14 protein-coding genes are annotated in these 14,633 nt (G+C 56.2%); 6 read left to right on the top strand and 8 right to left on the bottom strand.

The features are described 5' to 3' along the window. Positions 1-195 precede the first annotated feature (195 nt). Positions 196-1,911, top strand: a complete 1,716-nt coding sequence (locus RIFP1SYM_RS08730) for a BatD family protein (RefSeq protein WP_006473951.1) — start codon at positions 196-198, stop codon at positions 1,909-1,911. A gap of 6 nt (positions 1,912-1,917) precedes the next feature. Here the strand turns inward: RIFP1SYM_RS08730 and RIFP1SYM_RS08725 are convergent, their stop codons facing one another. Together RIFP1SYM_RS08725 and RIFP1SYM_RS08720 are read right to left on the bottom strand one after the other, a co-directional pair. After that, the gene (locus RIFP1SYM_RS08725; RefSeq protein ID WP_005962021.1) at positions 1,918-2,253 is read right to left on the bottom strand and encodes an SET domain-containing protein; all 336 of its coding nucleotides are present in this window, start codon (positions 2,251-2,253) and stop codon (positions 1,918-1,920) included. Between the two features lie 37 nt (positions 2,254-2,290). Then, positions 2,291-2,500 carry a hypothetical protein gene (locus RIFP1SYM_RS08720; protein ID WP_005962019.1) on the bottom strand — a complete coding sequence of 70 codons (210 nt, stop codon included), beginning with the start codon at positions 2,498-2,500 and terminating at the stop codon, positions 2,291-2,293. A gap of 145 nt (positions 2,501-2,645) precedes the next feature. Here RIFP1SYM_RS08720 and RIFP1SYM_RS08715 point away from each other — a divergent pair, with 145 nt between their 5' ends. Continuing rightward, a complete protein-coding gene (locus RIFP1SYM_RS08715; RefSeq protein ID WP_005962017.1) occupies positions 2,646-3,269 on the top strand; it encodes a thiol:disulfide interchange protein DsbA/DsbL in 624 nt (207 codons plus the stop codon). Here RIFP1SYM_RS08715 and RIFP1SYM_RS08710 read toward each other — a convergent pair. Continuing rightward, entirely contained in the window at positions 3,259-3,918 is a 660-nt protein-coding gene (locus tag RIFP1SYM_RS08710; protein WP_039960112.1) for a glutathione S-transferase family protein, read from the bottom strand. The genes RIFP1SYM_RS08715 and RIFP1SYM_RS08710 overlap by 11 nt on opposite strands. A 591-nt stretch (positions 3,919-4,509) precedes the next feature. On the opposite strand from RIFP1SYM_RS08710, the gene RIFP1SYM_RS08705 reads away from it, so the two are divergent. Beyond that, the gene (locus RIFP1SYM_RS08705) at positions 4,510-6,354 is read left to right on the top strand and encodes a hypothetical protein (protein WP_005962013.1); all 1,845 of its coding nucleotides are present in this window, start codon (positions 4,510-4,512) and stop codon (positions 6,352-6,354) included. Positions 6,355-6,356: 2 nt separating this feature from the next. Here the strand turns inward: RIFP1SYM_RS08705 and RIFP1SYM_RS08700 are convergent, their stop codons facing one another. Further along, entirely contained in the window at positions 6,357-6,797 is a 441-nt protein-coding gene (locus RIFP1SYM_RS08700; protein ID WP_006473958.1) for a tetratricopeptide repeat protein, read from the bottom strand. 52 nt (positions 6,798-6,849) lie between these two features. Further along, positions 6,850-7,308 carry a PaaI family thioesterase gene (locus RIFP1SYM_RS08695; protein ID WP_005962009.1) on the bottom strand — a complete coding sequence of 153 codons (459 nt, stop codon included), beginning with the start codon at positions 7,306-7,308 and terminating at the stop codon, positions 6,850-6,852. A 241-nt stretch (positions 7,309-7,549) separates the two neighbouring features. On the opposite strand from RIFP1SYM_RS08695, the gene RIFP1SYM_RS08690 reads away from it, so the two are divergent. Then, on the top strand, positions 7,550-9,535 hold the full coding sequence (locus RIFP1SYM_RS08690; protein WP_005962005.1) for a transglycosylase SLT domain-containing protein: 1,986 nt from the start codon (positions 7,550-7,552) through the stop codon (positions 9,533-9,535). Between the two features lie 8 nt (positions 9,536-9,543). Here the strand turns inward: RIFP1SYM_RS08690 and RIFP1SYM_RS08685 are convergent, their stop codons facing one another. Together RIFP1SYM_RS08685 and RIFP1SYM_RS08680 are read right to left on the bottom strand one after the other, a co-directional pair. Beyond that, positions 9,544-11,931: a hypothetical protein gene (locus RIFP1SYM_RS08685; RefSeq protein ID WP_006473960.1), complete on the bottom strand. Its 2,388-nt coding sequence runs from the start codon at positions 11,929-11,931 to the stop codon at positions 9,544-9,546. A 200-nt stretch (positions 11,932-12,131) separates the two neighbouring features. Then, positions 12,132-12,581, bottom strand: coding sequence for an Rsd/AlgQ family anti-sigma factor (locus RIFP1SYM_RS08680; protein ID WP_006473961.1), 450 nt, complete (start codon positions 12,579-12,581; stop codon positions 12,132-12,134). A gap of 292 nt (positions 12,582-12,873) precedes the next feature. On the opposite strand from RIFP1SYM_RS08680, the gene RIFP1SYM_RS16950 reads away from it, so the two are divergent. Beyond that, entirely contained in the window at positions 12,874-13,614 is a 741-nt protein-coding gene (locus tag RIFP1SYM_RS16950; RefSeq protein WP_139042101.1) for a hypothetical protein, read from the top strand. On the opposite strand, the gene RIFP1SYM_RS08665 is transcribed toward RIFP1SYM_RS16950, so the two are convergent. Continuing rightward, entirely contained in the window at positions 13,573-14,388 is an 816-nt protein-coding gene (locus RIFP1SYM_RS08665) for a sulfite exporter TauE/SafE family protein (protein WP_005961997.1), read from the bottom strand. The genes RIFP1SYM_RS16950 and RIFP1SYM_RS08665 overlap by 42 nt on opposite strands. A 98-nt stretch (positions 14,389-14,486) precedes the next feature. Between RIFP1SYM_RS08665 and RIFP1SYM_RS18610 the strand changes: the two genes are divergently transcribed. Further along, a partial coding sequence (locus RIFP1SYM_RS18610) for an NAD-dependent epimerase/dehydratase family protein (RefSeq protein WP_139042100.1) occupies positions 14,487-14,633 on the top strand: 147 nt, incomplete at its 3' end.

Genomic DNA, 14,633 nt, shown 5'->3' with positions numbered 1-14,633 from the left:
CCCGATATGCAAAATCGTGTATGGTCCGCCCTCTGAATTTCATCGGACGAGAGATATGGCTAAGGCCCAAAGTATAACGATGCCGCCGAACTCATGGGGGAGTTTTTGGTCAAAGCGAAGCGTCCCTCGAGAGTTTGTATTGCTGGACCCGAAGTACCTATGGAGATGATGAGCCGATTCCCCCGATGCGCCGCGATGGCTTGGCGCAATCTGCTGTTCCTTCTGTTATTGGTGATGCTGAGCCCGCCGCTGCAGGCAGAGGTCTCGGCGCACCTCTCAAGTTCCAGTGTGGCGCTGGATGAGCTGTTCACCCTCACCATCGTCATCCGGGGCCAGAATGACGCCACACCCGAGCTGTCGAAACTGCAGGAGCATTTTGAGATCCAGGGGCAGGCCCGCCAGCAGAGTGTCAGCATCATCAATGGCCAGGTCTCGCAACAGCGCCAGTTGAGGCTGACGCTGCTGCCCAAGCATCTGGGCCAGATTGAAATCCCGCCGATTCAGGTGGGTAGCGAAGCGAGCCAGCCGCTCAGCCTGGAAGTGAGCGAATCAGCGGCAGCAACCAGCGCAGAGGCCGACTCCCAAGCCTTCATCGAGCTGCAGGTCGATCACGACTCGGCTTATCCTCAGCAGGAGATCATCCTCACCGTGAGACTGCTGATGGCCGAAGGTGTGCGCGGCGAGCAGCTCTCAGTGCCTCAGGCGAACCTGAGCGACACGGTGATCCGGCAGCTTTCCAGCAACCGCTCCCACACTCGGCGTGACGGCATCGAATACCAGCTGGTGGAGCAGCGCTACTCGGTGTTTGCCTATCAACCGGGAGAGCTGAAGCTCGGCGGCGTGAAGTTTCGCGGCAGCAACGGGGGGAGCCAGTCGATCTTCAACTGGCTGCAGAATCCGCAGGCACAGGGCCTATCTGCAAGGCGTGTGTTGCGAATCGTATCTGACGATGTGGCGGTAATGATCCGCCCCATTCCGGCGACGTTCACCGGCAAGCACTGGCTGCCAGCCAAGAACCTGCAGATCGTTGAGAACGGTGCGGGCAACAACGAGTCTGTAATCTCCGGCAAACCGCTGCAGCGCCAGATCATGCTGTTTGCTGACGGCCTCACCACCGCCCAGCTACCAAATCTGGAGTTCGAGCTGCCGACGGGGTTGAAACAGTATCCCGACCGGCCACAGTCTAAGGAGACTCCCAGCCCATCGGGTATCTCGGCCAGCCGCACGCTAAGCCTGACCCTGGTCGGCAGCGAGGCGGGGGAGTATGAGCTGCCGCCCATCGAGATCCCCTGGTGGAACACCGAAACCGACCAGCAGGAGATCGCCCGTCTGCCCGGACGCAAGATCAGGGTGTTGGCGGCCTCAGGCACAATAAGCCCACCCCCCTCCACAGCGCCTCGATCACCAACACCTCAAGAAGAGGCAGAGCCCGAGAGGCCAGCTGTCGCAGCTGAAACAAACGCATCCGGATCCACTTGGCTGCTCTGGCTGCTGGCTATCGGCTGGCTGGCAACTCTGGGGGCCTGGTATCTGAGCCAGCGCCACGATCCCGCTCAGAAGCCAGTCAATGCGCCTACAGTACCTCCGACAGCGCCTCCGACTCCTGAAGAGCAGTTACTACAGCAGCTCCTGAATGCCTACCGGCAGCGTGACCGGGAGGCGGCGCGGATCGCCTGGCTGCGGTGGGGTGAGGCGCAGTGGCCGGAGCAGCCCCCCAGCAATCTCAACCGACTCAGCAAGCGCTGCAGACCTGCAGTGTCAGCGGCGATCAACGCCCTCGACCGAACCTTCTACGCTCCACAGGCGGATGATGCGTGGATGGATTATGACCCTGAACAGCTGTTGAAACCCCACAACCGGAAGGCCGCTGAGCAGAAGCAGGAAGCAGCGCTGGTGCCACTCAACCCCTGAGGAAGGTCACTCCTCCTCCCAACCCCCATAGTCAAAGGTAATCTCTTCGTCCGGCTCGATGTCGCGCAGGGCGTAGAGGTCAAAACCGTCAAACTCCGCGTTGCCCTCATCCTGATGGTTGAGGTAGCGCAGCAGGTTGCGACCACTGCGACCGACTGGCTCTTTACCCTCTTCAAACACCCAGAGCACGTAGGTACCATCGCGTTTTGCCTTGGGACCTTCATAGGTACCGATATACTCCCCCTCACTGATCGCCTGCTTGGCAAACAGGCCGACGCCGTGAATTGTTGAAGCGGCTTTATAGACCCGGGAACCGAGTTTGCTGTGTTGTTTTTTTGCCATCGGAGAGTGTTGTTCCGGTTAACGAAGCGAGGCCAGATCAACCGGAGCGTTCGATTGGGCAGGCATCACCATAGACCGCCATGATCGCCTGCAGCTCTTTCAGCACCGCAGCACGGCCATCCAGATCCAGATCGCGCACTTCTGGCAGCACCACACCAGCGGTTAATCGCTTGATATCTTCACGCACCGAACTACAGCCCTTCAGGCAGAGTTGCTCCACACTTTGATCAATCTTTGCAGCGCTCACGTTCAGCTACCATTCATCCAGTGGGCGGAGAATTATAACCAAAGCCTGTGGCATTCTGATAAATTCCCAGGAACTACAGTAGCAATCCGATCTCTAACCCGGTTGAATAGCCGGTTTCTTCGTCAAAACAAGCAGGGTAGAAAAAATGACTTGGAGCAGACGTCTCTTTTTGACCATCGCACTCATCGCTTTTCAATCTGTCAGCGCTGAATGGGGAGAGGGCTGGGATCCAGTCGATCCTCCAATCCCTACAGGCAAGGCCGACAAGGTCGAGGTAGTAGAGTTTTTCTGGTATGGCTGCCCCCACTGTTTCGATCTCGAGCCAGCGATGGAGAAATGGACGGAAAAGCTCCCCGCGAATGTGGAGTTCCGTCTGATTCCAGCACCGCTCAACCCGCGTTGGACTGTGCATTCCCAGTTTTTCTATGCAGCAGAGGCTCTTGGCGTCTTGGATCAACTGCATAAGCCACTCTTTGATGCGATGCACAAAAAACGCCGCAAGCTCTACACCAAACAGGCACTGATCGATTTTGCCGTGGAACAGGGTATCGATCGCAAGGCATTCACCGACGCCTGGAACTCCTTCGGTGTACATGTAAAGGTGCAACAGGCACGCAAGCTGGGACAGCGCTTCGCCCTGGACGGCGTACCCGCGGTGGGTATCAACGGCAAATATAAGACCAGCGGCAGCCTTGCCGGCACCTACACCAAGATGTTCAAGATCATGGATGAACTAGTTGCCAAAGAGCAGGCAACTCTCAAGCCTTGATCTGCCCCATCACCCATGAGCCCTTGGCTAAGAAGAACTCCCGATAGCGAAGGGCAAAATCACCCACCACCGACTGGGCCACGGAGGGCCTGTCGAGCAATCGGCGTTGCCAGGGTTGCAGCAAGGGCGGCACAAGCTCCCGCCATTCCGGGCGCCACTCCGCCATCAGCGCGATACGCATGAACAGCGGGGCATAGGCCACATCGATAAGCAAAAAACGCTCGCTCTGGCCAAATAGGCGCTCTGCCACAGGATCAGACAGGCGGCTAAGACTCTGCTGAAACGCCTCAAGTTTTTTCTGGTAGTCAGTTTCATCCTTGGCATGCAGAACCGATGCCTGATCCAGCAGCAGACCTGAGCCATATTCGATCCATGCTTTATGCTGCGCTCGCTCGAGGGGGCCCTCTGGCTGCATTTTCGGTGCATGAACTTGATCGAGGTAATCGATGATCACCGAAGACTCAAACAGCAGGGTTTCATCCACTTCCAGCAGCGGCACTTTGCCCAACGGGGAGAGCTGTGCAAACCAGTCAGGGGGCACTGCCAAGTCGATATGTTCCAGTGAGAAATCGACCCCCTTCTCTTTAAGCGTGATAACGACTCGCTGGGCAAAAGGGCAAAGAACAAAACTAATCAATCTCAGGACCATGGCTCCTCCCGCTACTTTGGCTCTTTTTAGCATCTATTCAGAGGTGAGTCATGGGAATCCACCAGCCGATTCGAACCATCCGCGCAGAGTCTTCCAATCCATCCAACTGTGAGCAACTGAGGATTTCATCGACACCCTCTTTTTCTTCCAGCCACCGACACGGAAGAAAGCTAAAACCCCATCACAAAAAGGTGACCTGAAGAAAATTTTCCCTTACGATCAATCCCCTACTACAGTATATTCAGGCATGTTGGAAATAGCGCTGGAGATGCTTCCAACGAGGGATCTTGCGGACCGGAGCGGGCTGGACCGACACCTCGAAGAACAACCCAAACCACCCAGGATCACTCTGTTGGTTCGCGAGCAGCAGAGAGGCAATGACGGGAAGAAAAAATCTCTAATGAATTAAGACTTCCTGACGACAAACAGTTTGTAGGCGCCCAACTCTTGAGTGGTATCATTGTCCGGCGCAGTAGATTCTTATCCCTTCGTATTGAACGAGACCACCGCAATCGGAGTGGGCAAGGTTTGGATTGGCGGGAAAGACTAGGGTGAAGGCCCTATTCCCAGAGCGAGAGATCCTGTTACGCGATGGCAAAAGCAAGCCGAGTCGGTTTCAAAATTCCGGATCAGATCAAGCCCGACACAAAACCCTTCTATGCAAATGCAAAAGAAGTAAAAGTCTGGGCTGAACGACTTCCTGTCGCCAACATCGGTGAAACATCCCGTCGTGTATTCAAGGCACTGATGGAGTTCAATCGCGCGCTCATCCCTCCCAAAGAGCGGATGATGAGTGTCGAGGCCTTCCGCGAACCAGTTCGTTACATCTGCTCCAACCTCGAAAAACACTTCATCAACGTTGGCTTTCCCCTGTCGGGCAAAGCACGGAAGATCGCCCTGCTAAGCCGTGAGCTCTGTGACGAGCTTGCCACCGCCTACAAGTGCGTGGTGGAGGACCTACTCAACTCGGCCAGCGACAAGTCAGACCAGAAGGTGCTGGGCGTTGCGATTCACAGAGCAATGATCTATCTGTCAGCGGTCCTGCATCAGTCCGCACTGGTTTACGAGCCCTACCCCTCCAGAATCTGGCGGGAGTTGCACACACTCCACCGGCTTGCCCGCCGCTACAGCCTCCATGCACTTCCGGTCAAAGACATCGTGGAGGGTGAGCCCGAAAGCTCGACCATTGAACAGATCTACCTGCGGGTACTGCTTTACGCGCTCGCTTCTCCCTACAAGCTGCGCCAGGCAGACAATCGCTATCTCTACAAGGACCTGATGGAGTGGAGTCAATACGCACGCCTCTACAATCAGGGCGAGGCGCCGCCAGAGGCCTGTTTTGTGGTTCGGCAGGATGCAGATCTGCAGCCAGCCCACCATTCGCTGATGGAGGTTTCAGCCGAACACCGCATTCTTTTGCTGGATACGCGCCAATTGATCGAGAAACTCCAGGACCATTTCGACGATGAGCACAGCAGCTTTGCCGACAGTGGACTGCTGATCGGCGCAGATCGTTACTCCAAAGGCTTACTTCAACAACTGATCAGCCTCTGGACTACCGCCCCCCAACGCGAGTTCGTCCGCACCAAACTGAATTTCGAACTACGCATCGCAGTTGGGCTCGCAGCAATCTATGGCCTGTTAAAAACAGAGGAGGCCTCCTCCAAGGCACAGAATGCTGAGCGTCTACAGGAGGATATGAACTGGATCAGCAACAAATTCGACGGCGACAGTTCACTACAGCCGCCACCGGATAGCGCCACCTCTGGCTTTACCCTGATTCCTATCGACACCCCTCGCAAAGATGTCCGGCGCAGCGGTTTTGAGGAGTTTGGCCCCAACTCGCGAGATGAACGCGAACCTGAACCGGTCGAACCAATCTGGGGGCAAGCCACCACCACCAATGCATCCATCGATACTCACATATTCCGCACCGTCAACGAGAGTGCCGGTGGTTATTGTATCGACTGGCGCGGCAGTAATCCCCCCGCCGTCAAGGTAGGGGAGCTTATCGGCATACAGTCTGCATCCAGCAGCGGCCAGTTTGGCGTGGGGCTGGTTCGCTGGATGAAAAACATCTCAGCCGACCGTCTGCAGGTTGGCCTGCAGATGATCGCGCCAAATGCCGTTGCCATCTCCGCCCAAGCAGATGGCATTCCCAATGCGCACCCCCATGAATGCCTGCTGCTGCCTGAGGTCGGAACTTCCGGTCAACCCGCCAGCTTCATCGGACCTGACTACCCCTTCAATGTCGGCAACAAACTACTGCTCGATAATGGCGGCAATCAGTACAAGATAAAGCTTACCCGTCTACTGGAGTCGACTGGTGCAATCTCCCAGTTCCAGTTTACCTACGTGGATCATGACACCGGCGACAGCCATGACCGGGAGATCAATGAAGACTCAGACTTCGAGAACATCTGGTCGGTCATATAGAATCACTCATCAAAGCCGGCCAACTTGTACCAGCGCCGCGCCTCCTCCGGATTTTTCTCCACCCCCCGGCCTTCCTTATAGAGCATGCCGAGCGTTGCCTGGGAGCCAGCTAACCCCTGCTCAGCCGCCTTCCGAAACCAGAAGACCGCCTTCTCTTCGTTCTTCTCGACGCATTCGCCCTCAAGATACATGAAGCCCAGGCCGTGCTGCGACATGCCGTGCCCAGCATCTGCCGCCGCTTTCATATTTTTGTAGGCCATCAGCTCATTCACCACCATACCTAACCCATTTTGGGCCATGATCGCCATGCGGTACTGGGCCTCTGGATTACCCTCCTCCGCCAAGGGCGACAGGAGCTTGACTGCCCGATCGAAAAACTTCGTCTCATAAGCCGCAATGCCACTGCTCAGTTCCATATCCAGACCGTTGTCGATATTACTCATCTTATTCCTCTTCTGATCATAACTATTTCGATCCACCAAGCCCGCTCTGCTACTAAGAGCGCATCGCAACTCGATTCTGGACCCAGGCACAGATCTCACCGCCAGGCAGGTATAGACCAAATTCAAACAGCGGGGAACTCCGCCCTATGCGCTCCAGCTCTTCGCCGATCTGCATTTCAATCCCAGGAGGAAAATCGAACCGCAACTCAAGATCCGCCACTCCAGGACGACGGAAATCGATCTGCAACTGTCGGGTCCAGACCGAATAGCCAGGAAAGATGCGGTTGCAGGCCAGCGCTGGAACCGGATCCGCCAGTGCCGCTATCGCTCCACCAAACATACTTCCGCCAGGATTGCAGTTATGTCGATTCAGCGGCAGCAGGATACGCGCATCCCGTCCCCCGCGTCCCAGCTCTAAAACCTTTACCCCCATGCTGTGGAACGGGGCGAAGCGCTCGAGACGCCGTTCAGGTGAATTGTGTGACCCACTCAGCAGTTTACTACGCGTCATATCTGTTTATATCACTCAACAAGGCAAATAGATCCGCCCAAATCTCATGGGTTCTTCAGGAAAGAATGATCGACGGCTGCACCAGTCTAGCAGACTGGATCTGATCATCTCCGATACTCAACCCTTGGGGCAGATGATCTCTGTTATCTACTATTAGGGAAAGAAGAGCGCTAACCGGCCAGCATCAACAAAATGATGAACGGAATCATTCCTCCCATAGCCACCCCGCAAGGAAAATGCGATGAGTCTCAAGCACCTCCCCTTTTTTACGGGTGGATCCAGAATCGCTCTGACCCTCGTTTTACTCCTGCCCCTGCTAGCACCTGCCAGCCAAAGGGATCCGGCAACGCCGGCAAACGACGAACAGCGCAGCATTTTTATTGCAGCCGAAGCCGCCCTGAAGGCCGGCCGGATGAGCCGCTACAGACAACTTAAGCAGCAACTCAAAGACTATCCACTCTACCCCTATCTCAAATACAGTGAACTGCAGCGTTCCCTGCACTTGCAATCGGCTGCCGCGGTCCAGCGCTTTCTGGCAGAATTCACCGACACCCCCCTGAGCGAACAACTGCGCAACAGATGGCTGCGTTTATTGGCAAAAAACAACAGATGGCAGCAGTATCTCGACTATTCCACCCCATCTGACGGCAACATAACGCTTCGCTGCCATCGTCTCAGGGCTCTGATCGAAACCGGCCAATCGGCACAAGCATTCCAGAAAGTAGAAGATATCTGGCTCCACGGCCGCTCCCGCCCCAAGGCTTGTAACCCGGTTTTCAAAGCCTGGCAGGAAGCTGGACTCCTGGATGAGGACTTGGCCTGGCAACGCATCGAACTAGCCATGAACGCCGGCCAGATCCGTCTGACCCGCTATCTGCGGCGATTCCTCAGCGAAGATGAGCGCCCCTGGGTGGAATTCTGGATTGAGATCCACCACAAACCTCAGCGCCTCATCAACCATCCCTATCTAAAGAAAACACACCCCTATCGCAACGCCATCCTCGCCCATGGGATCCGACGCCTCGCCCGCCACAACCCGAAGCGGGCCTTCATGCTCTGGCAGGCTGAACGCAAGCACCCCGGTTATAGCGACGAGCAGAAGCTCAGTGTTATCCGCACCCTCGCCACTCATCTGGCCAAACAGCCTGGTGATGGTCTTGAGACACTCTTCGAAACAATCAAGCCAAGTCTCAAACTCGACCCCACACTCTCCGACAAGCAGTTCCGCATTGCCCTGGAACGACACAACTGGGAGCGGGTCATCGGCACCATCCGACAGCTGCCACAGCCTGAGCAGCAGCAACAACGCTGGCGCTACTGGATGGCGCGCGCACTGATTGAAATTGGCCAGGAAAAGAAGGGCGTGAAACTGCTAAAGGATCTGGCAAAGAACCGCAGTTACTATGGCTTTCTCGCCTCCGACAGGCTCGGCAATCCACTCAACATGGAGCATGAATCGTTACAAGTGGATCAGGCTGAGCTGGCGAGACTCAGCCATCTGCCCGGCATGCAACGAGCCCGGGAGCTTAAGATACTGGGGCGTCATCTCGAGGCGCGTCGGGAGTGGAACTTTGCCCTGCGCGGGGCCAGTCGCTCACAGCTGCTGGTGGCAGCGGAGTTAGCCCGACAGTGGGAGTGGCCATCCCAGACGATCTTCACTCTGGCGAAGATCCGCCACTGGAACGATCTTGAACTGCGCTTCCCCCTCGCCTATCGCAGCCTGATCAACCAACAGGCAGAAGCACTCAATCTTGAGACCGCGTGGATCTTCGCCATCCTGCGGCAGGAGAGCGCCTTCGTCCCCGACGCACGCTCCAGCGCCGGCGCGCTGGGCCTGATGCAGTTGATGCCCTTCACTGCCAAAGCGGTTGCCAGAAGGCAGGGGCAGCGCCTGATGAACAAGCACGAGTTGTACCAGCCGGAGACCAACATTCGCCTCGGTGCCAGCTACCTCGACAGCGTATTTCGCAAGATGCAGGGGAATCCGATTCTTGCCACCGCCGCCTACAATGCAGGTCCCCACCGCGTGGCGCAATGGCTGCCCAGCCAGGAACAACCGGCGGATGTCTGGATTGAAACAGTGCCTTTCAGCGAGACTCGTGAGTATCTCAAGCGGGTGATGGCCTACACCATGATCTATTTTCACCGCCTGGGCGATACCCCGGAGCAGTTGCCAGAGATCTGGAGCCGGCCGATATCGGCCAAGACCTCAGATCAGGAGAGTTGAACGGGGTATTAGCCAGATGTGCCGGTACTCGCCACCCGGCTCTTGGTGCTTAACTTGGAACGTACCCGCGCGATCACTTTCGGATTGGTGATCACCTCATAGAACTGACGCCCTTCCGGATCCAGGTCACCGGTCACATCTCCCTCCCAAACCATCACCGGCGCCTCCCTGACCACCAACCAATGCGTCGCTCCGAGCCGGTCGAGATACCGTCCCACATGATAGTAATGGGGGTTACCTGCCTTGTCCCTGATCCGCACCCGATGCAGCGCCAGCTCTGACTTCAGCTTGAGAAATGCCGGCGAATCGAGCTCGATGCCATTCACGTTGTAACGCAGCAACTTCGGCTTGGCATCTTCCGACTGCTCGGTTAACACCTCCACCCGATGTTCCTTGTGGTGTTTCCAGTGCACACTGCGGCGCAACTCAGCAGAACAAGAGGAGAGCCGGTCGGCCTGATTGATCGCCGGGGAGATCATGATCTTGCGGCGCTCGTCATAAAGGTAGGCCGGCGCGTCGTTACTGAAGGCCATACCAAGCCCCAACTCGAGTTCTGGCAGGCCGTGCACCCGGTTCTGCGTATTCTGGGTATCCATCACTGAGAGAATTTTACGCGCCAGACCGCAGGCGTTCGCGACCGCCAGCGATTGCAGGGATGCCCCATCATAGTCGAAGATGGTGAGGATCAGCGCATCACCCTCGACAAAAACCTTCTGCGCACCAAAATCTCCCAGCAGCTTGGTAATCGGTCCGAAAAAATTCATGCTGAAGTGAGTCGCCGGATTGAGGCGATTCGCTAGCAACTGGCGAGTGATCTCGGTTGAGCCTCTGACATCCGCCTTGAGGATGACATGCGAGCGGATCTTCTGCCCCTCCGGCTCCACCTCCGCCCGCAGGGGAAATTCGTAGAGCGAACCATTATCACGGGAGAGCTTGATCTCCTCCGGCACCGTCAGCAAGCGTATCTGGCTCATCAACTGATTGGCAAAATAGGCGAGCTTGAGATCCCGGCGAAAACTGAGGAAATCCCGCAGATAACGGATCACATACTCTTGCTGACGTAGCGTAGACATACGCCGGATATGATTGGAAACCATATCAAGGGTTTTGATCGTCTCTCCCGCATCAAGGTTCGGTGAAGTGGCAGCAATCCGGCGCATCAGCCTACGACGGGGAATGGTCCCTGCCAGATAGTTATAGACCTCACGAACCGGAACCCGGCCCTCAAGCTGATGATAGACTCGCGGGGTACGGTAGGCAGCAATCGCTCGCCGAGTGATACCTGCCTTCATGAACCGCTGGAACAGCTCTGTCCCGATGCGTTGCTGAAACTCCGGCCAGTGTGGGTCGAGCCAGGGGACGATGGTCTCCTCATCAGACGGTTTATCCGAGAGAAACCAGCCACTCCTGACCGGATGAATCAACATTGTGATGTTATCCGGTGCATCCAGCCAGGAGACCGAGGGCCCAGTGTACTCCTCCTTCTGCAGCGCCCGTTCCAGCAGTCGCTGCCCATCCAGAAAACTGTTGAAGGCACCATCCTGTGAGCGGTCGTAGATCTGCAGCTTACTGTTGCCGTCGGGCCGCCGCGCTGGTACAGCCACTGACATCGCCCAGCCTGGCAGATAATCCCCAAACAGCTCGCAGAGAATGCGGTTGGTCAGAGCGAAGTAGTTCTCCTCGTCCTCATCGATACAGAGCAGCGGGTAGTGATTCATGAACTGGGATTCACAACTGAACCCCGACAGATGCAATAGCGGATTGAACAGCACTAGTTTGGGGATATCCCAAGAGACGCCTAGCACTGATTTACGCAACTTGCGCAGGTTGGTGGACTCTAGCCGCTGTACCACTTTGAAAATCCGGCGCAGCGTCCGATAGCGCACCCCAGGCTCCAGCTTAGCCAGTGCAACCAGCCTTTCATGGAGTTCCAGATTGCGGCCAGATAGCTGGGTGGCGAAACCTTCCGCATCCAGCTGCAGCTGGTTGCGGAAGTTCTCCAGGGCGCGCCCTGGCATCTCCAGCAGCATTTTCAGAAGGATCAGATGGAGTAGCTGAATGACCTCTGGCGCGGAAACCCGATCATGCACCCGCTCGACGGCGACTTCCATCAAGCCGCTGTAGATTTCCCGGAAGGCATCGAAATCTTTTGCGGTGGGCTCCACCCCCACCTCGCCCCAACCGTTGGCGGCCAAGTCCTCGTGGACCATACGCCGCACCAGTTCAGTGGCGGAACTCAGAACCTTTGGACTGAGAGCAACATCGATATGCTTGTTATCGATGCCAATCTGCAGACGGTCAAAGCGTACTGCAGGACGCGCAAACCGGTGCAGAGGTTCTAAAAAGACCTCCCTCTCCGGTTGCCAGTGAAAAAATTTGTTCAGTCGTGCTCCCATCGCCCCGAACATTCCAAACGTCTGGAGATGTTAACCCATTGCCTCGCTTTTTTCCCGAAAACATGAAGCAGTCCTCAAAAAGAGACCTTAACTTCCTGAGGTCTATAAAAAAGCCGGACACCCACTCCAGTGAAAGCAAATTCCATGGAATCAAGGACGATTATAACAAATAGCTTTGCCTCAGCCCTGCTCGGTGTGGACTATCTCGCCAGCATAGTGGCAATAAGACGATCCTCCAGCTCGATGCGAATCGCGATCTCCTCCCCCAGGAGTGACATATCTTCAGAGAGGTGATCGAAGCTCAACGCATGGTCTGAAATATCGTATTTATCGTTGAACGCCACGGCAGTCTCGGTGGCCTCGACAAAACCGGGATAGATCTCTTCAGCAACGTGCAACACCTGACTGCGCCGTTCAGTACCGTCACTGATCTTGCCAAACACCTCAAAATGACCGAACGCCGTATAGTCCACCAGAACCTGACAAAAATTCTGTAGCAACTGTTCCAGGGACTCGGTACGTGCATAGGGCTCCAGACCCGCCACCTGGCAGAACAGCACCAACATCTGGCGCCGCTCCTCCATCAGGTTGTTGATCATTCCCTGGGTGCCGGTGCGCCGCTCCGCCGTCGCCTGTTGCTGAGTGCTCATAGTCACCTCGCCTCTTCCTCTCTGCTCGTCAGCTGCCGAGCGCTGCTCAAAACAGCCCACCCGCCATTCGACCCAACAGATCCGCTGTTCAATGGGTATAAATAGTCTTCAGCATGGTGAGAACAAACCAGCCCATTCCCACGAAACCTACCGAAATACCTAGTTTTTTTGGTTGATATAGCTAACCATCATTAGCTCCCGCTTACAAGAGCAGGCAGCATAATCTAAACTCCCCCCCACAACTCCTGACAGACAGAAAAAAGCGATGAAACCGCCCAGCATAACCTCAATTATGACGATGCTCGCACTGCTCTTTGCTATCCCGGCAGCAGTTGCGAACGATGCATCCAACACCATGGCGCGCGCCATGATCACGATGATGGATGCCATGGGGAAGATCGCCAACCAGTACAACCAGAAACGCAACCCGTTCGACAATGCGTTACCCTACAACAACAGCGCCTTCCGGCCACTGAATCCTTGGCAATCCCCATACACCACTCCCTGGGGGACGGGCTATCCCGCCACCATCAACAACCTGCCGGGGGGCAGAGTACCAGGGCAGTGGTCAGGCTATGCGCCACCTGCAACCCCGCTGCAGAGCCTCCCGGCAGTCAGTTATCGTTCTCCTCTGGACGGGGCCTGGAAGGGGCGCGGCGGTGAGGCACTGTTGATTCTCAATGGGTACTTCCGTATCTATGCCGATGCAGAACATCACCGGGATGGAGAGATCCGCCTCGACGACAGGCATGTCTATATGCGGGTCCCAGGCTCCGACTCGGTAAAAACCTACGAATATGCTCACCATGATGGCAACTTGGCGATGCGTAGCCAAGAGGGCAGACTCCTGCTCTACCGCCGCATGCCTATCTCCCTGCCGGACTTTCCGCAAACGACAAGCCAGGCGCCATTCCAATCCTCACCTCAAATAGCGCCTCAAATAGTCACTCAGCCGGCACTGGAGCCATCCATTCAGAGACCAGATCAACCACTAACTAAACAACAGCCTGATACTGACGAAGAGAAGGAATAGCGCAAAAATACGTTTCAGCCAGTAGGGCGACAGACGATGCGCCAAGGAAGCACCAGCAGGCGCCAGCAGCGTACTGGTCACCACGATGATTAGCACGACCGGCCAATAGACATAGCCACTGCTCCCCGCAGGGAGACCAGCAGCACCCCAACCAACCCAAACAAAGCTTAGAGTTCCTGCCAGCGCAATCGGCAGACCGCAGGCGCTTGAGGTGGCAACAGCCCGACGCACCTCAACTCCTCCACCATTCAGATAAGGGACCGTCAAGGTGCCTCCGCCGATCCCAACCAGCGCCGAGATAGCACCGATTCCCAACCCCACCCCGCTGTTCTGCCAACGACTGACCAATCCATAACGCGTCTCTAGCGGCGCCTCACGAAACATGCGGAAGGCAACAATCAGCAGGAACAGAGCAAACAGCCGACGCAGGCTCTCCCCCTCCAGACCACCCGCGATCATTCCACCCAGCCAGGCACCCAGCAGGATCCCCGGAGTCAACGCCAGAAAATATCTCCAGACAACGGCCCCACGACGATGATGGGCACGCACTGCGGCTATCGAGGTAAACACAATCGTCGCCAGCGAGGTGCCCACGGCCATATGCACTGAAAGGCCCTCCTCCACCCCTAACAGAGGCAGACTCCAGATCAGCACAGGCACAATCACCAGCCCGCCACCCACGCCAAACAGTCCGGCCACGATACCGACCACAGCCCCCAGAAAGAGCAACAGCAGAATGCTATCGACAGAGAACAATGTGATAAAACTCGACATAACCTTCCCTATTACCTATTGTCTCGGCGCGGCGCTAAGGTCACTATTCCCGCATCTTGGATTGGGCCACATTATTGCAGTTTTAGAGTGAGGTTCGGATGACCAGCAAAAGAGTCTGTATTCTCGGTGGAAGCGGATTTGTAGGGCAACATCTGGTTGCCCGACTCGGCAACAAAGGCATCAGCAGTCGGGTCATCACCCGCCATCCGCAGCGCCACCGCCAGCTAAAAGTGATCCCTGGCACC

Source organism: endosymbiont of Riftia pachyptila (vent Ph05) (assembly GCF_000224455.1).
Taxonomy (GTDB): Bacteria; Pseudomonadota; Gammaproteobacteria; order Chromatiales; family Chromatiaceae; genus Endoriftia; species Endoriftia persephonae.
The sequence above is the reverse complement of the archived record's forward strand: the minus strand, read 5'-3'. Positions and strand labels throughout refer to the sequence as shown.